15 protein-coding genes are annotated in these 19,296 nt (G+C 72.3%); 6 read left to right on the top strand and 9 right to left on the bottom strand.

Features of this window, described 5'->3' with window-relative positions:
• Positions 1 to 18: 18 nt before the first annotated feature.
• From EOINJALH_RS07155 to EOINJALH_RS07135, 5 genes are read right to left on the bottom strand one after another with little or no spacing between them, the layout of a single operon-like run.
• Entirely contained in the window at positions 19 to 816 is a 798-nt protein-coding gene (locus tag EOINJALH_RS07155) for a CoA ester lyase (RefSeq protein ID WP_088279661.1), read from the bottom strand.
• A complete protein-coding gene (locus EOINJALH_RS07150; protein WP_088279660.1) occupies positions 813 to 2,180 on the bottom strand; it encodes an MmgE/PrpD family protein in 1,368 nt (455 codons plus the stop codon). The genes EOINJALH_RS07155 and EOINJALH_RS07150 overlap by 4 nt, the downstream gene beginning before the upstream one ends.
• Before the next feature lie 20 nt (positions 2,181 to 2,200).
• On the bottom strand, positions 2,201 to 3,391 hold the full coding sequence (locus EOINJALH_RS07145; protein WP_088279659.1) for a CaiB/BaiF CoA-transferase family protein: 1,191 nt from the start codon (positions 3,389 to 3,391) through the stop codon (positions 2,201 to 2,203).
• 1 nt (position 3,392) lies between these two features.
• A complete protein-coding gene (locus EOINJALH_RS07140; protein ID WP_088279658.1) occupies positions 3,393 to 4,556 on the bottom strand; it encodes an acyl-CoA dehydrogenase family protein in 1,164 nt (387 codons plus the stop codon).
• Between the two features lie 4 nt (positions 4,557 to 4,560).
• Entirely contained in the window at positions 4,561 to 5,427 is an 867-nt protein-coding gene (locus tag EOINJALH_RS07135; protein ID WP_088279679.1) for a MaoC family dehydratase N-terminal domain-containing protein, read from the bottom strand.
• Between the two features lie 165 nt (positions 5,428 to 5,592).
• Here EOINJALH_RS07135 and pcaC point away from each other — a divergent pair, with 165 nt between their 5' ends.
• Positions 5,593 to 5,970 (top strand): 4-carboxymuconolactone decarboxylase, encoded by a 378-nt coding sequence (gene pcaC, locus EOINJALH_RS07130; RefSeq protein WP_088279657.1) that lies wholly within the window; start codon positions 5,593 to 5,595, stop codon positions 5,968 to 5,970.
• 25 nt (positions 5,971 to 5,995) lie between these two features.
• The gene (locus tag EOINJALH_RS07125; protein ID WP_088279656.1) at positions 5,996 to 6,706 is read left to right on the top strand and encodes a hypothetical protein; all 711 of its coding nucleotides are present in this window, start codon (positions 5,996 to 5,998) and stop codon (positions 6,704 to 6,706) included.
• Here the strand turns inward: EOINJALH_RS07125 and EOINJALH_RS07120 are convergent.
• On the bottom strand, positions 6,676 to 7,311 hold the full coding sequence (locus tag EOINJALH_RS07120; RefSeq protein WP_088279655.1) for an NADPH-dependent F420 reductase: 636 nt from the start codon (positions 7,309 to 7,311) through the stop codon (positions 6,676 to 6,678). The two genes, EOINJALH_RS07125 and EOINJALH_RS07120, sit on opposite strands and share 31 nt — an antisense overlap.
• 10 nt (positions 7,312 to 7,321) lie before the next feature.
• Entirely contained in the window at positions 7,322 to 8,092 is a 771-nt protein-coding gene (locus EOINJALH_RS07115; protein ID WP_088279654.1) for a type 1 glutamine amidotransferase domain-containing protein, read from the bottom strand.
• Between the two features lie 99 nt (positions 8,093 to 8,191).
• On the opposite strand from EOINJALH_RS07115, the gene EOINJALH_RS07110 reads away from it, so the two are divergent.
• On the top strand, positions 8,192 to 9,112 hold the full coding sequence (locus EOINJALH_RS07110) for a LysR family transcriptional regulator (protein WP_088279653.1): 921 nt from the start codon (positions 8,192 to 8,194) through the stop codon (positions 9,110 to 9,112).
• Between the two features lie 69 nt (positions 9,113 to 9,181).
• On the opposite strand, the gene EOINJALH_RS07105 is transcribed toward EOINJALH_RS07110, so the two are convergent.
• On the bottom strand, positions 9,182 to 15,046 hold the full coding sequence (locus EOINJALH_RS07105; protein WP_144289900.1) for a CHAT domain-containing protein: 5,865 nt from the start codon (positions 15,044 to 15,046) through the stop codon (positions 9,182 to 9,184).
• 82 nt (positions 15,047 to 15,128) lie between these two features.
• On the bottom strand, positions 15,129 to 15,446 hold the full coding sequence (locus tag EOINJALH_RS07100; protein ID WP_088279651.1) for a YkvA family protein: 318 nt from the start codon (positions 15,444 to 15,446) through the stop codon (positions 15,129 to 15,131).
• A 107-nt stretch (positions 15,447 to 15,553) separates the two neighbouring features.
• On the opposite strand from EOINJALH_RS07100, the gene EOINJALH_RS07095 reads away from it, so the two are divergent.
• From EOINJALH_RS07095 to EOINJALH_RS07085, 3 genes are all read left to right on the top strand, one after another.
• A complete protein-coding gene (locus tag EOINJALH_RS07095; RefSeq protein ID WP_088279650.1) occupies positions 15,554 to 16,852 on the top strand; it encodes a pitrilysin family protein in 1,299 nt (432 codons plus the stop codon).
• Positions 16,853 to 16,986: 134 nt separating this feature from the next.
• Positions 16,987 to 17,676, top strand: coding sequence for a response regulator transcription factor (locus tag EOINJALH_RS07090; protein WP_088279649.1), 690 nt, complete (start codon positions 16,987 to 16,989; stop codon positions 17,674 to 17,676).
• A gap of 75 nt (positions 17,677 to 17,751) precedes the next feature.
• Positions 17,752 to 19,191, top strand: a complete 1,440-nt coding sequence (locus EOINJALH_RS07085; protein ID WP_088279648.1) for a sensor histidine kinase — start codon at positions 17,752 to 17,754, stop codon at positions 19,189 to 19,191.
• The last annotated feature ends 105 nt before the right edge of the window (positions 19,192 to 19,296 follow it).

The following is a 19,296-nucleotide window of genomic DNA, read 5'->3' as shown; positions in this document are numbered from 1 at the left end:
GTGTGGGGAAGGGGAGGCTCAGCGGCCCGCGTCGCGCAGGATGGCCTCGGCCCGAAGGATCACCGGCTTGTCGACCATCTTGCCGTCGACGGCCACGGCGGCGCCGGCGGCCTGCGCCGCCGCCTGCAGCACGCGCTCGGCCCAGGCCAGTTCGTGGGCGCCGGGCGCGAAGCCGGCGTGCACCGCGGCCACCTGCTTCGGGTGGATGCACAGCTTGCCGCCGAAACCCAGCCGGCGCGCGCGCTGCACGTCGTGCTGCAGGCGCGCGGCATCGTCGATGGCCACGGTGACACCGTCCAACGGCGCGCCGATGCGCCCCAGCCGCGAGGCCAGCACGAACTCGGCGCGGAAGGGCAGCAGCTCGTCCTCGGTGGCGTCGCGCATCCCCATGTCGACCTGGAAATCGATGCTGCCGAAGGCCAGCCGCTGCACGCCCGGGGCGGCGGCGATGGCGCGCAGGTTGGCGAAGCCGGCGGCCGATTCCACCAGCGGCACCAGCGCCACGCCGGGGCGCTGAGCCGCCACCACCGCCAGCGTGTCGACGGACTCGGCCTTGGGCAGCATCACCGCAGCCACGGCGGGCGACGCCACCAGCGCCAGGTCGTCGGCGAACCATTCGCTGTCGGCGCTGTTCAGCCGCAGCACCACGCGCGCCGACGTGCCGGCCAGCCAGCGCGACAGGGACTCGCGCGCCGCCACCTTGTCGGGCGGCGCGACGGCGTCTTCCAGGTCGATGATCACCGCCTGCGCGCCGGCGGCCAGCGCCTTGTCGAAGCGGTCGGGCCGGTGGCCAGGGACGAACAGCCAGGCGCTCATGGCGCTGTTCCCAACCACCGATCGACGCGAACGTCGCCATCCATCGCCCACACCCGCGCGATCACCTGCCGCATCTCGGCCTCGGTGGCGCCGCCGCGGTAGGCGGCCAGGCTCAGCGCCTTGGCCTCGAGTTCGGGCCGCGACAGCGTGTTGCCGGGGTCGCCCTTGGGCTCGTCGACCCGGCCGGTGAAGACGCGGCCGTCGGCGGTGCGCACCTCCACCTTGCCGATCCAGCGCGCCGGGTAGGCGCCGTCCACTTCGGCGTCCAGCACCATGCGCACCTTGTCGCGGAAGGCCTGCACGCGGGCGGCGCGGAAGTCGGCGTCGAACTCGGCCAGCCCGGCGTGGCCATGCAGCGCCGCGATGGCCAACACCGTGCCCATCGAGAACTTGGCCTGGTGCACCGTCTGCGGGTCGGTGACCGGGCCCAGCACGTCGATGGCCCCCTGGTGCACGAAGGTGGTCACACTGGCCACGTCGCCATCGGTGAGGCGGTGCGTGCGCATCACCTGCAGCAGCGCGTCGGCCGCCGGGTGGGTGTGGCGGCACGAGGCGTGGTACTTGAACGAGGTCTCGGCGGTGGCCCAGCGCGTGCCCAGGCCGTGCACCAGCCGCGCCGGGTCGGCGTCGGTGGACATGCCGGCGGCCATGCCCTGCGGGCCTTCGAGGATGTGCGCAGCACCCGTGAAGCCATCGGCCGCCAGATAGGCCGCCGCCAGCCCCGCCGCGGCGGCATGCGCAGTGTGCAGTTGCTTGGAATCGGCCGCGTCGCGCAAGAACTCCCACAGCCCCGCGGCCTGCGTGCCGGCCGAGCCCAGGGCATGCAACATGGCCTCGGTCGACAGGCCCAGCAGCCGGCCCACCGCCGCCGCGGCGGCCACGGTGCCGGCGGTGCCGGTGGTGTGGAATATCCTGTAATGCGAGCGTCCCAGGAACTCGCCGACGCGGATGCCGACCTCGTAGCCGGCGATCGACGCCACCAGCAACTCGCGCCCGCTCTTGCCCAGCGCCTGCGCCACCGCCAGCGCCGGCGGAAACACCACCGCCGCGGGGTGGAACACCGAGCCGTTGTGCACGTCGTCCTGCTCGGCGAAGTGCGAGGCCGCGGCATTGACCGCGGCAGCCACCAGCGGGCTGGCGCCGCGGCGGTGGATCAGCACCTCGCTGGGCCCATCGGCGGGACCCTGCGATTGCCAGAAGCGCGCCAGGCTTTCCACCGGCCGCGCCCCCTTGCCGGCCAGCGCCGAGGCAAACCAGTCGAGGAACAGGTCTTCGGTGCGGCGCAGCACCGGCGCCGGGATGTCGGCGTGCTGCAGCGTGGCGGCGAAGGTGGCGAGCGCGCGGCTCGGATGGGCATCGGTCATCGGGGTCACCTTCCGGGGGTTCAGATCACGCCTTCCTGGCGCAGCGCCGCGATGGCCTCGGGCGCGTAGCCCAGTTCGGCCAGCAGCGCGTCGGTGTGCTCACCCAGCGCCGGGATCGGATCCATGCGCGGCTCGAACTCGGCCGGCAGCGCCGGGGGCCACAGCGCGGGCAGCGGGCCGGCGGGCGAGCCCACGGTGGTCCAGCGCTCGCGCGCGGCGAGTTGCGCATGGGCCCAGACCTCGGGCATGCCATTGACCTGCGCGTTGGCGATCTGCGCGGCTTCGAGCCGGGCCGCCAGCTGCTCGGCGCTGAATCCCGAGAACGCCTCGACGAGGATCGCGCGCAGCGCCTCGCGCGAGGCCACGCGGCGGGCGTTCGACGAGAAGCGCTCGTCCTTCGCCAGCGCCGGCTGGCCCAGCACCTGCTCGCAGAAGACCTGCCACTCGCGCTCGTTCTGCAGCCCCAGCATCACCGTCTTGCCGTCGCCGGCCGGGAACGGGCCGTAGGGGTAGATGGTGGCGTGGGCAGCCCCCGCGCGCGGCGGCGGGCTGGCGCCCTGGTACGCGTAATACATCGGGTAGCTCATCCACTCGACCATGCTCTCGAGCATGGACACGTCGAGCCGGCAGCCCTGCCCCGTGCGCCCGCGCTGCAGCAGCGCGGCCAGGATGCCGCTGTAGGCGTGCATGCCGGCGGCGATGTCGGCGATCGAGCAGCCGGCCTTCGACGGCTCGTCCGGCGTGCCGGTGACCGACAGGAAACCGGCCTCGCTCTGGATCAGCAGGTCGTACGCTTTCTTGTCGCGGTAGGGTCCGGGCCGCTCGGGGTCGTCGCCGTAGCCGGAGATGTCGCAGACGATCAGCCGCGGGTGCGCGGGCGCCAGCGCCTCGTGCGACAGGCCCATGCGCGCGGCGGCGCCGGGCGCCAGGTTCTGCACCAGCACGTCGGCCTGGGCCAGCAGTTTGCCCAGGACGGTGGCGGCCTCCGGGTGCTTCAGGTCGAGCGTGAGGCTTTCCTTCGAGCGGTTGGTCCAGACGAAGTGCGAGGCCAGCCCGGCCACGCGGGTGTCGTAGGCGCGCGCGAAGTCGCCCACGCCCGGCCGCTCGACCTTGATGACCCGCGCGCCCAGGTCGGCCAGCTGGCGGGTGCAGAACGGCGCCGCGATGGCGTGTTCGAGCGTGACGACGGTGATGCCTTCGAGCGGTCGCATGTCAAAAGCTCCGCGGCAGCCCGAGCACGTGCTCGGCCACGTAGCTGAGGATCAGGTTGGTCGAGATCGGCGCCACCTGGTACAGCCGTGTCTCGCGGAACTTGCGCTCCACGTCATATTCGCAGGCGAAGCCGAAGCCGCCGTGGAACTGGATGGCCGCATTGGCCGCCTCCCAGCTGGCCTTGGCCGCCAGGTACTTGGCCATGTTGGCCTGCGCGCCGCAGGGCTCGTGCGCGTCGAACAGGCGGCAGGCCTCCCAACGCATCAGGTCAGCGGCCTCGACCTCGATGTGCGCCTCGGCGATCGGGAACTGCACGCCCTGGTTCTGGCCGATCGGCCGGCCGAAGACGACGCGCTCCTTGACGTAGGCGCTGACGCGGTCGATGAACCAGCGGCCGTCGCCGATGCATTCGGCGGCGATCAGCGTGCGCTCGGCATTCAGCCCGTCGAGGATGTACTTGAAGCCCTGCCCTTCCTGGCCGATCAGGTTCTCGGCCGGGATCTCGAGGTTCTCGAAGAACAGCTCGTTGGTCTCGTGGTTGACCATGTTGGGGATGGGCCGCACGTCCAGGCCCTTGCCGATCGAGTCGCGCAGGTCGACCAGGAAGATCGACATGCCCTCGCTCTTCTTCGTCACCTCGGCCAGCGGCGTGGTGCGGGCCAGCAGGATCATCAGGTCGGAGTGCTGGATGCGCGAGATCCACACCTTCTGGCCGTTGACCACGTAGCGGCCGTCCTTCTTCACCGCGGTGGTCTTGATCTTCGTGGTGTCGGTGCCGGTGGTGGGCTCGGTGACGCCCATGCTCTGCAGCCGCAGTTCGCCGCGGGCGATGGGCGGCAGCCAGCGCTGCTTCTGCTCGGCCGAGCCGTGGCGCAGCAGCGTGCCCATGTTGTACATCTGGCCGTGGCAGGCACCGGCGTTGCCGCCCGAGCGGTTGATCTCTTCCATGATCACGCTGGCCTCGGCCAGGCCCAGGCCCGAGCCGCCGTAGTCCTGCGGGATCAGTGCGGCCAACCAGCCGGCCTTGGTGAGCGCGTCGACGAAGGCCTCGGGGTAGCCGCGCGCGGCGTCCACCGTGCGGTGGTACTCGGGCGGGAAGTCGGCGCACAGCGCGCGCACGCCGTCGCGGATGTCGGTGTACCGCTGGGCAGAGTGATCGCTCATGGGTTCAATCGACGCGAGCTTCGGCGCGCATGGCCAGGAAGCCCTCGTGGTCGCGCGCCCACAGGCGCAGGTCGTGGGCACCCTCGGCTCGGCCGCACACGGTGAAGCGGTGGATGTCGAAGATCGGCCGCACCGCCGTGAAGGCGAAGCGCCGCAGCGTGGCCTGGGGCCGCTCGCGGCGCAGCAGGTCAGCCAGCAGCGTGGCGATCAGCGGGCCGTGCACGATCAGGCCGGGGTAGCCCTCGACCTCGGTCACATAGCTGCGGTCGTAATGGATGCGGTGGCCGTTGAAGGTGAGCGCCGAGTAGCGGAACAGCAGCACCGGATCGGGCACGATCTCGCGGGAGAAGCTGGCGTCGTCGGGTGCGGGCTGCGGGGTAGGGGCCACGGCGCCAGGCTGGGGAGCGTCGCGGTAGACGATGTCGTGCTCCTCACTCAGCGCCAGGCCCTGGGCGTTGGACACCTCGTGCCGCACCGTGACGAACACCAGCGTGCCGCTTCGGCCGGCCTTGGCGTCGATGCTCTTGATGCGCGACAGCCGCGTGATCTCGTCGCCCACGCGCAGCGGGTGGTGGAACTCGAGCCGGCCGCCGGCCCACATGCGGCGCGGCAGCGGCACCGGCGGCAGGAAGCCGCCGCGCCGGGCGTGGCCATCGGGCCCGATCTCGCTCTGCCGCGCCAGCGGCAGGAAGTACAGCCAATGCGCCAGCGGCGGCGCGTCCTGGCCGGGCAGCGGCTCGGACTCGTCACGGTCCAGCGTGGCGGCCAGCGCGGCCAGGGGGGCGGCGCCGACCAGGTCGTGGCGCTGCTCGGTGCGGCCCAGCCAGCTGCGCCAGTGGGCCAGTTGCTCGTCGAGGGAGGGGGTGCTCATCGTGACGCCGAGCATGCCAGCGCTGGCGCGCCGCGGCCATTCGCCATTCGGGAAGCACGGGTTCCAGCGGGCCGAACATGGCCCGGCGGGCACGGGTGCCAGGCAGAACCCGGTCAGCCCGGGTAACCTCCGGCCCATCCCCACAAGGCACCAGGAGGCCACCCCATGAACCAGGATCTTTTCGACCGCGGTCTCGCCACCCGCCGCGAGGTGCTCGGCGCCGAGTACGTGGACGCCGCGATCCAGAACGCCGACGACTTCAACCGCCCGATGCAGGAGGTGGTCACGCAGTACGCCTGGGGCGACATCTGGAACCGCCCCGGCCTCGACCGCAAGACCCGCAGCCTGCTCAACCTGGCCATGCTCACCGCGCTGAACCGCCCGCACGAGCTGAAGCTGCACGTGCGCGGCGCGCTGCGCAACGGCGTCACCAAGGACGAGATCCAGGAGGTCTTCCTGCAGACCGCCATCTACTGCGGCATGCCGGCGGCGATCGACAGCTTCCGCGGCGCGAAAGAGGTGTTCAAGGAGATGGGCGTCTGAGCGGCCCACCCACGAGACCCGCCCCATGTACGTCGGCCATTTCGCCATCGGGCTGGCGCTGCAGGCGCGGCGCCCGGATGTGCCCGCCCTGCCCATCATGCTGGGCGTCGGCGTGCTCGACATCCTGAACGGCCTCTTCATCCTGGCCGGCATCGACCGGGTGACGCCCAACCTGCACAGCGGCCCCTACCTCTTCTTCGACCTCACCTTCATCGACTGGGACCATTCGCTGGCGATGGCGGTGCTCGTCACGCTGTGCTGGGGCGCGCTGTTCATGAAGGACCGGCGCGTGATGGCCGTGGCCCTGCTGGCCGCGGCCTCGCACTGGGTGGCCGACTGGCCGGTGCACAACGATGACCTGGCGCTGTACCCGCATGCGCACGATCACCTGGGGCTCGGGCTGTGGGGGCTGCTGGGCACCACGTCGTGGGCGCTGGAAGGCGTGTTCGCCGCGGGGCTGGTGCTGTACGCCTGGCGCGCCAACGCCCGCCGCGGCGTGAGCAGCCTGTGGCCGGTGCTGGTGCTCGCGGGCCTGTTCGTCCAGATGTCGCCGTGGTTCTCGCCGATGCTCGTGGTGGCGCGCCTGGCCGAGCCGGCGGCGCACCTGGCCCACGGCGCGCTGGTGGCCATCGGCTTCCTGGTGCCGGGGCTGCTGTTCACCTGGCTGATCCGCCGGGCGGAGGCGCGGGCCAGCCTGCCGGTGGCTCAGCGGGGCAGTGCGGCCCAGGCCAGGTGAGGCGGATGGCCGTGCACGCGCACCAGGCGTATCCACAGCAGCGTCATGTGCTCGAGGTGCAAGGCCTGCTCCAGCCCGCCCACGTTCAGTGGCTGCCAGCCGAGCTGGTCGATCAGCGTGCCCACCTGCCGCATGGCGGCGGCGTCGTCGCCGCAGAAGAACATCGCCGGGCGCACGTTGGCCGCGGGGAAGCGGTTGTCCTCGAAGTTCTCGAATCCATAGATGCTGAAGGCCTTGACCACGCGGGCCTGCGGCGCCAGCTGCTGCAGCGCCTGCGCGCCCGACTGCTGGCTGCCCAGCCCGTGCGACAGACCAGGACCCACGGGATTGGTGCAGTCCACCAGCACCTTGCCGGTCAGGGCCTGGGCCAAGGGCGGGATCACGCTGGCGTTGGCGGCGTAGGGGGTGGCGAGGAACACCAGCTCGGCCTCGCGCACCGCGGCTTCCAGAGGCGCCGCCTGCAGCGCCGGGTTGCGTGCCAGCAACTGGCGCACCGAGTCGGCCGCCGGGTCTCGCGCGGCGAGGGTGACCGAATGGCCGAGGCGCTGCAGGTGGTCGGCGAGCGGTGCGCCGACGTTGCCGTGGCCGATGAAGGCGATCTTCATGCGGTGCTCCTCAACGGCCCAGGGCCTCGATGACGAGGGCGGCTGTCTCCTGCCCCGAGAAGTTCTGCTGGCCGGTGACGAGGTTGCCGTCGCGCACCGCAAAGCCCCGCCACAGGCCGCCCTGCACGTAGTTGGCGCCGAGGGCCTTCAACCGGTCTTCGATGCGCCAGGGCATCACATGCTGGTCACGCGGCAGCATGCCGTAGGACCACACCGCGTTGTCGGCGAAGTCTTCCTCGACATTGGCGAAGCCGGTGACGGTGCGGCCCTTGGCGATGTACTCGCCGCGGCTGTCCTTGGCGTACGCCAGGATCGCACTGCCGTGGCACAGCGCGGCGGCCACCTTGCCGGCCTCGAAGAAGGCGGCAAACGTCGCATGCAGGTCGGTGGCCTGCTCGAATGTGAACATCGGCGCCTGGCCGCCGGCCACCACGATGGCGTCGAAGGCGGCCACTTCGATCTCGGCCACGCGCCGGGTGTCGGCCACCCGGGCCATCAGCTCGGGCGTGTGGATGAAGCCCTGGCTGATCAGGTCGGTCTTGCTGTAGCCGCTGGCGTCGTTGGGGTCGCTCATGCCGTCGGCCTCGCATCGGCCGCCGTTCGGGCTGAACAGCTCGACCTCATAACCGGCCTCGGTGAAGGTGAGGTACGGGTGGGTGAGCTCGCTCCACCAGAAGCCCACCGGCCAGCCGGTGGTCGTGGACACCGCGGGGTTGGCGATGACGATGGCGATGCGCTTCTTCGCCTTGGCATTCACGACGTTGGGGTCTCGCAGGCTCATGTCGGTGCTCCGGTGGACTGGGGTGGCCGCACTGTGGCATTTGCTTCAGAATCGATAAACAGCCCGCCTTGTCACTGTGTGTTGCCCATGACGTCAACAATGGATCTGCCCTCGCTGCACGCCTATGTGAAGGTCGTGCAGACCGGCAGTTTCACCCGCGCCGCCGAATCGCTGCACACGCACAAGGCGCACCTGTCGCGCGTGGTGAGCCAGCTCGAGCGCGAACTGGGCGTGCGCCTGCTGGAGCGCACGACCCGCTCGCTGTCGCTCACCGAGGCCGGGCGCGAGTTCTTCGAGCGCGCGCAGGGCATCCTGGCGGCGGTGGACGATGCGCGGCTGGTGATGCAGCAGGCCCAGGGCGAACCGCGCGGCACGCTGCGCCTGACCTGCGGCGTCGAGTTCGGCATGCTCGCCGTCGGCCGCTGGATCAACCGGTACCTGCAGGCCTACCCGAAGGTCAAGGTCGACGCCGAGATCACCGGCCGCATCGTCGACCTCGTGCACGAGGGCTTCGACCTGGCGATCCGCGTCGGCCCGCTGCCGGATTCGACGCTGGCCGCCCGGCGGCTCGGCTCGCTGGCCTATGCGCTCTATGCAGCGCCCGGCTACCTGACCAGCCGGCCGGCGCCGCGCAGCCCGCAAGACCTGTCGGACCATGAACTGCTGGTCTTCGCTGGCAGCAGCCGGCGCAGTGCCTGGCAGCTCGGCAAGGGCGCGGAGAGCCACCGCGTCTCGTTGAACCCGCGGCTGCATGCAAGCAACACCTTCACCATCCGCGATGCCGCCGAGCAGGGCCTGGGCATCGCCTGCCTGCCCTGCCTGGTCGGCGCGCCGCTGGTGGCCGACGGCCGCCTGCGCGTCGTGCTGAAAGACTGGCGCCCGCCCGAGGTGCCGGTGCACGCCGTGTTCGCCAGCGCCCGGTTCATGGCACCCAAGGTGCGCGCCTTCGTCGACCTGGCCGTGGAGATGTTCCAGCCCGCCGCGTCGGTGCGCACGCGGCGCGACGGGGCGGCGGGCTGACCGGGCCACGGCGCATGCCGGCCTGGCCGCCGCATCGGGGCCATCGCCGCCTCCGCCTGGGCCGGCGGTTCAGCGCCTGCGCTTCTGTCGGTCCGCGAGGATGTCGAGCAGGCCGACGGCGGCGGCATGCACCTTGGCGACTTCGGCGCGTTGCGGCAGCCCGGCCATCGAGGCCTCGTCGCACAGGCGCGCGATGGACTCGAAGCGCAGTTCGATGCTCTCGCATTCGCACGGCGACGGCCAGCGCACCATCGCGCGCTCGAGCAGGCGGCGAGCCTCGACCAGTTCCTCGTCGATCACCGGCTCACCCAGCGCCGCACGCAGCAGGCTGCGCGCCACATGCAGCTCGAAGGTGTTGGTGTAGTGCCAGAACATGGTCACCAGCCCGAGCGACCTGACTTCGGCAATCAGGCTGTCGGTCTGGTGGTTCCAGGCTGGCGCGGGGTCGGTTGGGTCACCCAGGCCGCCCAGCGTGGTACCCACCGCGGCCGCATCGGCACCCTGCAGCACCGCCAGTGCGCCGCAGAGCAGGGCATTGGCCAGTGCATAGGCCCGTCGGTCGACGTGGTCCATGGGCTCCTGCCTCTTTGAGCGGTAGCCTTTCACGAAGCGCTCGGCCGCGCCCAGCAATTGCGCTTTGCGCTGACCGGGGTCGCTGCACTCCACCGCCTGCCGCATCAGGCTGCTGCCGTACAGGCACTCGCGCTCGGACGCCGCGCTGGCACCCTTGTCGCTGTAGGCCAGCGTCTGCTCCGCCTGCAGCTGCTCGTCGTCGATGGCGGCCAGACGCTCGACGATGCGTTGGGCCAGCTGGTGGCTGCGGGCATCGGGTCTTCGCGACAGCGAATTGACCATCAGCTCCACGTGGCGCAGCTGCAGCTTCGAGTAGGCGTTGCGCGCCGCGAGCTGGAACCATTGCACGGCGCGGTCGTGATCGCCCAGTTCGCGGTAGGCCTCGCCCAAGGCCGTGCGAACGGCCGAGCGGCGCAGCCAATCCTTGCGCAGCCCGTCCTCCGCCAGGGTGGCGAGCAATTCCTCCAGTTGCATCAGCAGCGCGTCGCGAGGCTTGTCGCCGGCCACGGCCACCACCTGCAGGATGCGCTCGGCCAGCTCGGCCGGGCTCATGCACTGGGCAGCGGCAGCCAGCCGCGAGCTGCCGTGGCGCTGGGCGTAGGCCTGGTGGCTGCGCGCATCGGGCAGGCGCCACAGCGGGTCGCCGTAGCACTGGTAGGCGCCCCAGGTGTTGGTGCCGGTCTGGCCGGCCCGCGGCAGGATGGCCTTGCGCGCGTCGCGCACCGCCAGGCCGAACGATTCGCCCTCGAGCAGCGAGCGGTACAGGTGCTCGGCAAAGCGCAGGCCGTCGCGGTCGTCGACCTGCCAGCCCGCGGCCACCACCGCCTTGGAGCCCATCTTGATGAACTGCATCGCCAGGCTGGCGGCCAGCAGCGGGTAGTTGCGCTGGCCCAGCACCTTGGCCTCGGTGCCGTCGCGGCCCGAGTAGCAGCAGTTGATGAAGACGAACTCGGGCACCGGGTCCATCTGCTCCACGTCGCCGGCCGACAGCACCTGCTGGTGGCTCAGCAGCATGCCGGTCTTGCGCAGCGGCTGCACGTGCGGCGCCTCGCCCAGGTCGGACACCCAGTGGTCGACCACGCCGTGGCCACACAGGTGCAGCAGCCGATACGGCCGATCCAGCAGGGCGGTGCGCACCCGCTCGAACGACACCGTCTTGCCGATCAGCGGCGTCACCGACCAGGGCCGACCGTCCCCGGCCAGTTGACGCAGCACCGCGGCGGCTTCGTCCTCGGCGCCCTTCAGCGCCGCAAACTCGAGGGGCGCACCCTGGCTGTCGCGCCAGTACTCGGTGGACGGCGCACCCACGACCATCGCATTCCAGCCGTCGTCGGTGTGCGGCAGCGAGCGGAACTCGTAGGTCAGGCGCTGGCGCACCATGCCGGCCTGCGCGGCCAGTGGCAGCACACCGTCGCCGGCCAGCCCGTCGTCGGGCGGGGTGAGCAGCTCCCAAGGGTAGGCGGCGGTGCGGTCGTCGAGCACCAGCACCGTGTGCTCGAAGTTGATGAGCCGGCCCTTCAGGTTCTGCGGCAGAAGCAGCTGGTAAAGCACGCGTCCGAGCGAGCGCTGCTCGTCGTTGCTGCTGCGGCCCACCGCGCCCTCGTCGCTGACGCGCGCGATGTAGCTGCCCAGGCTGGCCACGTCGCTGTACACCTGGGTCGATTCGACCCGGGCGCGCTCGCCGATCAGCTCGAACTTCAGGCCGCCCAGCTTGTCGTGGCGCACGCACAGGCGCTGCCACACCGAATCGTTGGCACCGGGCTGGTAGCCACGGATGCCGCCGTCGCGGGTTTCCAGTTCGGGCTTTGGCCAGGCCAGGCGTTCGGTCCATTCAGCGCGGCGCATCAGGCGGCGCAGCTCGTAGGCGGCGTCGAGCGCGCGGTGTTCCTCGATCTCGATGATCTCGACCTCGGCGATCTGCACGCGCCGCCCCAGCACCGACTCCTGCGCCAGGATCTGCCCGGCGCGCCACACGCCCTGCAGCACGCCCGACAGGCTGTCACGCGCGGTGACGGCCTGCACGTGCGTGCCGATCAGCAGCGACGACAGGCGGATCTGCACCGGACCGTCGGCCGGCACCCAGGGGTCGCGGTGCACATGCTCGAAGGCGTGGCGCAGCACGCCGCGGGTCACCGTGTCGGCCAGCGAGCCGGGCGTGAGTTCACCCACCGTGCCCAGGCCCACCACCACCGCGCCAGGGTAGGCCGGTGGCTGGTCGTCGCGGGTGACCGGGCGCAGGTAGATGGCGGTGCGCTCGGCGCCGACGAAGAGCTTCAGGTCGACCATGCGGCGCAATTGGCCGCCGAGCTTCTCGTCGACACGCTGCACCGCGCCGAGCACGCCGTCGCCCTGGTAATGGCCCACCAGCAGCGGGTAGCGCGCGTAGTCGAGGCTGCCGAACACCACCCGCACCTCGATCGGCCGCGCCTGCGCCGGGCCGGATGTGGGGCCGGCGTCCAGGCCCAGCACGTAGGCGGCCACATCGGCCGGCCAGCTGGGCAGGCTGGGCGGGCGCAGCACCGATGCACCGGCGGCATCGCCCGCCGCGTCGCCGCGTGCCGCGGCGGCCCGGGTGGGCCACTGCGGCAGGGCCTTTGTGCGGCCGGTGTCCAGCAACTCGAAGTAGGCGTCGAAGGCGTCGGTGTCGTCGGCCAGCTTGCCGTGGCCAGCCTCGCTGTACCAGGTGCGTTCGGGGCCCAGCAGGGCGCCACGCCACGGAACGGTGCCGTCGCCCTCGTCGGTGGGCTTGAAGCGCAGGCCGTCGGCGGCCACCGACAGGCCCTCGCCCACCCCAGGCCAGCCCGAGCGCGGTGTCAGCAGGCCGGCCGGCGTGCGGCCGCTGCCGGCCACGTAGCAGACGTGGGGATCCTGCGTCAGTGCCTCGAAGTGGCCGTCGAGCCGCTGCCGGAACTCGGCGGCCCGGGCCAGCACGGCCGCCGGCGGCGGGTGCACGCGGCCATCGTCGCGCTGCATCGCCGCCCAGGTCTCGGGCCGGAACAGGCTGCCGTAGGTGGGGTCGGGCTCGGCGGGCAGCATCTGCATCAGCCCTTCGAAGCCGCCACCCCACCGGGCCAGTTCCGCCGGCCCCACGCTGCGCGCCAGCGACGCCAGCAGCAGGCTGGTGGCGTGCTGCTGCGCCACCAGCTGCACCGGCGCATACGAGCCGGCATTGGGCGTGCCCAGCATCAGCAGGCGGCTGTTCAGGGCCTTCAGCCGCTGCCACAGTTCGGTGCCCGCGACGTCGCCGAACAGCGCCTCGCGGGCCACCAGACCGCCCATCGAGTGGGCCAGCAGGTGCACCGGCACGCCGTGGCGCTCGGCCAGCGGCGCGATCGTCTCGGCCAGCAACTGGCGAAGCTGCCGGCCGGTGTCGGCGATCGACCGGCGCCAGTCGAAGGCGAAGGGCACCAGGTGGTAGCGGTCCTGAGCCGCGCACAGCAGCTGCTCGTAGGCCACCACCATCAGGCCGGTGGCGCGCAGACGGTCATCGTCGTCGAGGGCGAGCTTGGCCAGGGCGCCGCTGGGCAGGGCCCGCATCGACAGCCACACCGGGTCGCCTTCGGCCTGCTCGGCAAAGTCGGCCAGCTCGCTGCCCATGATGCCGGGCAGCACCACGAGCACGGCGCGGCGACGCGTGTCCAGCAGGGCCGGAAGTTCGTCGACGAACGACTGTCGCGACCGGGTGGCCAGCGGCTCGCTGTCGAGCAACTGCAGCCAGCCGCGCGTGCGCTGCTCGTCCTCGTGCAGCGGCACGAAGCTGTCGTCCCGGCCGGCCAGTGCGGCCAGCAGCGGCTGGCGCGTCAGCGCGCCGGGCAGGAAGTAGGACAGGTGGCTGACCGACGGGTCTTCGGCGCGGTGGCTCTTGGCGTCGTCGCGCGGCAGGCCGCCGAACATCGAGTGGGTGTGGACCACGAAGTCGTGGTCGTGCAGGCCATAGAACACGTCGCCGACGAAGCTGAGGATGCCGCCCCAGCCGCGGTCGCGTGTGTCGCCGGCGACCACCCGCAGGCGCCCCGGCAAAGTGGCCGGTTGGGCGGTCGCGGTGTTGAGCGCCAGGGTGAGCGCCGAGCCGGGGATCATGGCCTCCAGCCCCGGCAATGCCCTGGCCTCGGCGCGTGCCGCCACCAACGCCCGCACCAGGCCGTTGAGCCGCTCGTAGGCCGGCACGCCGTTGGCGCCGAAGGCCAGGCCGGCGCTGCGCAGCAACAGCGACAGGAAGAAGTCGGTGCGGCGGTCGGCCAGCAGCGTGCCGCGCGAAGGGCTGGCCACGCGCACGAACACACCGGCCGGCCAGGCGGGGCACCGGCCCAGCTGGTCGAACAGGGCTTTCACGGCCTCGGCATCGGGGTGCCCGCCGGCATAGGCCGATGCGAACACCGGGCGATGGTGCGCCAGGCGCTGGTTGCGCGCCAATGCGCGGTCGGCTGCCGGCGCATCGGGCCGCGCCGGCTCGCCCAGGGCCAGACAGACGAGATCGCCGACCATGCCGCCGCGCGAATGCGACAGCAGGCTCAGTGGCACCCCGGCTGGCAGCACGCGCGCGAGCACCGCCAGCAGGTCGCGCGCGTTGTGCACCGGGCTGTGGGTGAGCGTGCGGTGCTCCCAGGCCAGCAGGTCGTAGCGCTGGTCCAACGCCCTGAAGTCGGCACCCGGGCCTGGGCGATCGGGGCTTTCGCGCTGCCACAGCGCCGAGAAGCTGCCGTGGGTGCTGGAGGCCGTGCCATGCAGCAGCAGCAGCACACCCTGCTTGCCGTCGCCCAGCGCCCGCTCGGGTGGACTCGGCTGGCTGGTGGCCGTGCGCGACACGGCCCGCCACTCGTGGCCATCCCAGCGCATCAGCCCGCCGCTGTCGGCGTCGCCCACCGCGTCATCGAGCACCCCGTTCTCGAATGCCCGGCAGAGCTTCGCCGCGAGCAGGGTGGTTCCCGGCGTGGCCTCGCTGCCGAACCAGAGGTCCAGCCCATCGGCGAACAGCGCGCCGAAGCGCCAGACCTGGTCGAGCGACGTGGGCTGCGTCAGCCGGGCCAGCGCATAGCGGTCGACCTGCACCCTCGCGCTGCCGCCGCGGGTGGGGCCCAGGGACCAGTCGAAAGGCAGTTCGACCCGGCCGGCCGCAGCGGGCCGGCCTGCGCGGGACGCGGCCATCGGCACCTGCGCGAGAAACTCCTGCGGCCGCACATGCAGCACCGACCCATCGGCGAACTGCACCGTCAGCAGATCGGCCTGCTGGAAGTGCGTCGCATCGAAACTGGCGGCTCCGCTGCCACCTCGCGCGGCGCGAGGGGCCTGGTCCAACTCGACGAGGTGCTCGCGGCACCAGTCGTCGAAGCGGGCCGTGCGGCCGCCCTGGGAATCGCTCATGTCGCCCTCCACCGGAATCGTTTCGGGCAATCATGGTGCATGCCGCGCCGGGCGTCCAGCGCCCGGGCACGGCGGACGCGCGCTATCGGCCGGGCATGTCGATCACGTCGTCGGCCCGAGCGGGCTGGCCGCCGGCACGCCGGTCGGCATGCTCGCGAACCTCGGCCGGCAGGCGGCCCAGCAGCCAGCGGATGGCCAGCGGCACCAGCACCAGGTCGTCGACGATGCCGATGACCGGCAGCACGTCGGGGATCAGGTCCACCGGCGAGACCAGGTACAGCAGCACGCCGGCGGTGCCCAGCTTGAGCCAGCCCGGCGCGCGCGGGTGCTGCAAGGCGAACCACAGGCGGCGGGCGTCACCGCGCGCCAGCGACCACAGCACGGACAGGCGCTTCCACATGGCAGGCTCCTTCAGGGGGGTTGACGCAAGGCTGCGCCAGTGGCCCACAACGTGGGGATGCCCCTGGGCGATGACAAGGGGCGTGCGCCGCCGATACTTCGGGTCACATGACCCTGCCGACCTCCTCCGCCGCCTTCGACCCCCAACCCCATGTCGCCACGCTGGCCAACGGCGTGCGCGTGCTCAGTGTGGTGCTGCCGCACCTGGCCAGCGCCGGCGTCAGCGTCTTCGTGCGCAGCGGCAGCGCGCACGAGCCGCGGCGCTTCAACGGCATCGGCCACGTCGTCGAGCACATGGTGTTCAAGGGCACCGAGGGGCGCGACCGGCGCCGCATCAACCTCGAGGCCGAGCGCCTGGGCGCCGAGGTCAATGCCCACACCGACAAGGACCACACCGCCTTCCACCTGCGCGGGCTGGCCGAGGACGCCGTGGGCTTCGTGCACATGCTGGCCGACCTGGTGCAGCACGCCACCTTCCCCGAGCACGAGCTGGCCAGCGAGCGGCAGGTGCTGCTGTCGGAGCTGGACGAGGACGAGGACGACCCGATGTCCACCGCCTTCAAGCTGTTCGACAAGGCCTGCTACGGCCTGCACCCGGTGTCGCAGGCGGTGATCGGCACGCGGCGCAACATCGAGCGCTTCAGCCGCGACGACCTCGCCGGCTGGGTGCGCCAGCAGTACACCGGCGCCAACGTCATCGTCGCCGCGGCTGGGCCGATCGATACCGACGCCATCGTCGCCGCGGCCGAGGCCGCCTTCGGCGCCATGCCGCGGGGCGACGAGAACCGGGTCGAGGCCGCGCCCTGGATCGGCGGACTGGCCTCGCGCCACCTCGACGGCACCACGCAGGCGCATGCCGTGCTGGGCGGGCCGATCCCGGCCTTGCACGAGGAAGACGCGGCCAGCGTGGTGGCCGCCGCGGTGCTGGGCGAGGGCATGAGCTCGCCGCTGATGGAGCGCCTGCGCGAGGAACGCGGCCTGGTGTACTACGCCGCCTGCTCGGCGGACGTGTACGCGCTGTGCGGCCAGTTCGTCATCGAGGCCTCGATGGCGCCCGACCGGTTGGACGAGTGCCTGTCCGAATCGATGCGGCTGCTGGCCTTGCAGGCCGAGCGGGTGGACGCGGTGGACCTCGAGCGCGCCCAGCGGCAGATCCTGGTGCGGCGGCTGCGCGACCAGGAGCACCCGGTGCGCCTGCTCGAAGACGCCGCGCTCGACCTCTTCGCGCTGGGCCGCGTGCGCTCGCGCGCCGAGCGCATGCAGCGCATCCAGGCGGTGGGCGCCGGCGATGTGCGCGACGCCTTCCAGCGGCTGCTGGGCGCCGGGCTGTCGGTGGCCGTGACCGGGCAGGTGGGGCGCGGCGTGCGCGACCGGCTGCGCGACATCGTGGCCACGGCGCGGCGCTGAGGCCGAGCGCCGACGCGCTGCAGGGGACGCTGGGCCTCCGCCGGCTGGGCCGAACCCCGGGCCGCCACGGTGGTGGCGGCTGAAAGGTTCCGCTATGCTGTCGTTAATGTTCATTGACGATCGGCCCCCGCCCCATGCGCCTGCTGCTGGCTGAAGACGACGCCATCCTGGCCGACGCGCTGGTGGCCCAGCTGGGCCGCGCCGGGTTCCAGGTGGAGCACGCGCCCAACGGCGCTGTGGCCGAGTACCTGCTGCAGCGCGAGGACTTCGACATCGCCATCCTCGACATCGGCCTGCCGATGGTCGACGGCCTGACGGTGCTCAAGCGCACCCGCGCCCGCAAGCCCGACCTGCCGGTGATGCTGCTCACCGCGCTCGATGGCCTGGACGATCGCGTCGCCGGGCTCAATGCCGGTGCCGACGACTACCTGACCAAGCCCTTCGACTTCCCCGAGCTGGAGGCGCGTCTGCGCGTGCTGCTGCGGCGGGTGCGGCCATCCGGCGCCGCGGCCACGGCGCCGGCGGCCGGCCGCCTGGTCTTCGACCGCGAGACGCGGCGGGCCAGCGTCGACGGGCAGCTGATCGAGCTCTCGCCGCGCGAGTGGACGCTGCTCGAGCTGCTGCTGAGCCACCGCGAGCGCGTCGTGCAGAAGGACGAGATCACCCGCTCGTGGGCCGACGACCGCGGCGAGGCGCCCACCGCGCCGGGGATGATCGAGGTCTACATCCACCGGCTGCGCCGCAAGCTCGAGGGCTCGGGCCTGTCCATCCGCACCGTGCGCGGCCTGGGCTACCTGCTCGAAAGCGATGTGCCCGGCCCCTGACCATGGCCGGCCCGGGACCGGGGCACCGGCAGCGGCCCCGACCGGCGGCACGGCGCGCCACCCCAGGGTGAGCCGATGACCGCCCCCCGGCCGACGCTGCTGCGCCGTGTCGGCGCGTCGATGGCCCGGGGCTCGCTGCACCGCAAGCTGCTGCTGTGGCTGCTGCTGCCCCAGCTGGTGCTGTGGATCGCCGCCGCCTTCGTCACCTACAACGTGGCCCGGCGCTACGCCGAACAGGGCATCGACGCCAGCCTGGCCCAGGCCACGCGCTCGCTGGCGCGGCAGGTCAAGCCGATCGGCAACGGCCTGTTCATCGACTTCCCGCGGGCCGCGCAGGACATCATCGAGGCCGACCCCGACGACCGCGTGTACTACATGGTGAGCACGCCGCCGGGCCAGTTCATCCTGGGCAACAAGCGGCTGCCGCTGCCCGCGGGCGTCGAGACACCGCGGCTGCGCGAGCCCTACTTCTACGACGCCCGCGTCGACGACATGCGCGTGCGGCTGGCCGCGCTGTACCTGCCGATCGGCGAGGCCGGCTCGCCGCCGCAGGTGATGCTGGTGCAGATCGCGCGCAGCCAGGCCAGCCGCGACGGGCTGGCGCGCGCCATCCTGCAGGACACGGTGCTGCCGCTGTCGGCGCTGATCGTGCTGATGTCGATGATCGTCTGGGCCGGCATCCGCGCCGGCCTGGCGCCGCTGGCCCGGCTGCGCGCGCTGGTGGAAGACCGCGCGCCCAACGACCTGGCGCCACTGCAGCTGGAGGCCGCGCCGCAGGAGCTGCGCTCGCTGGCCCGCGCGCTGAACGACCTGCTCGCGGCGGTGCAGGAGAGCGTGGCCGCGCAGCGCCGCTTCATCGGCAACGCGGCGCACCAGCTGCGCACGCCGCTGGCCGGGCTGAAGAGCCAGACCGAGATCGCCCTGCAGACCAACGCCGACCCCGCGCTGGCGCCTCGGCTGAAGCTGGTGCACGAGGGCGCGGTGCGCAGCGCGCACCTCGTCAACCAGCTGATGGCGCTGGCCCGCGCCGAGCCCGAGGCCGCGTCGGCGCTGCCGCGCGAACCGGTGGACCTGCGCACGCTGGCCGCCGAGGTGGCCGCCGAGCAGGTGCCGCGGGCGCTGCAGCGGGGCGTGGACCTGGGCGTGGAAGACGCGCCCGACGACGCGCCGCCGGTGCGCGTGAAGGGCGTGCCGGGCCTGCTGCGCGAGGCGGTGGCCAACCTGGTGGACAACGCCATCCGCTATGCCGGCGCCGGCGCCGAGGTGACGCTGACCGTGCGCGCCCATGGCAACGAGGCCGTGCTCGAAGTGGCCGACACCGGCCCCGGCGTGCCGCCCGACCAGCACGAGGCGCTGTTCGGCCGCTTTTACCGCGCGTCGAACGAAGGCCCCGGCGTGGGCCTGGGCCTGGCCATCGTGCGCGAGATCGTGCAGCGCCATGGCGGCCAGGTCAGCGCCTCGGCCGCCCGGCCCCATGGCCTGCGCGTGCGCATCGCCCTGCCCCTGCTGACCTGACCGCAGCGGCCTCGCGCCGCCGCCGTCCGCGCGGGCCCCGGCGCCCGCACCCGCAGCCACTCGGGCGACCACCCCCGCCGGTCACCCGACGCGGCGCCCCCGCGG

Source organism: Ideonella sp. A 288 (assembly GCF_002198735.1).
Classification (GTDB): domain Bacteria; phylum Pseudomonadota; class Gammaproteobacteria; order Burkholderiales; family Burkholderiaceae_C; genus Pseudaquabacterium.
The sequence above is the reverse complement of the archived record's forward strand: the minus strand, read 5'-3'. Positions and strand labels throughout refer to the sequence as shown.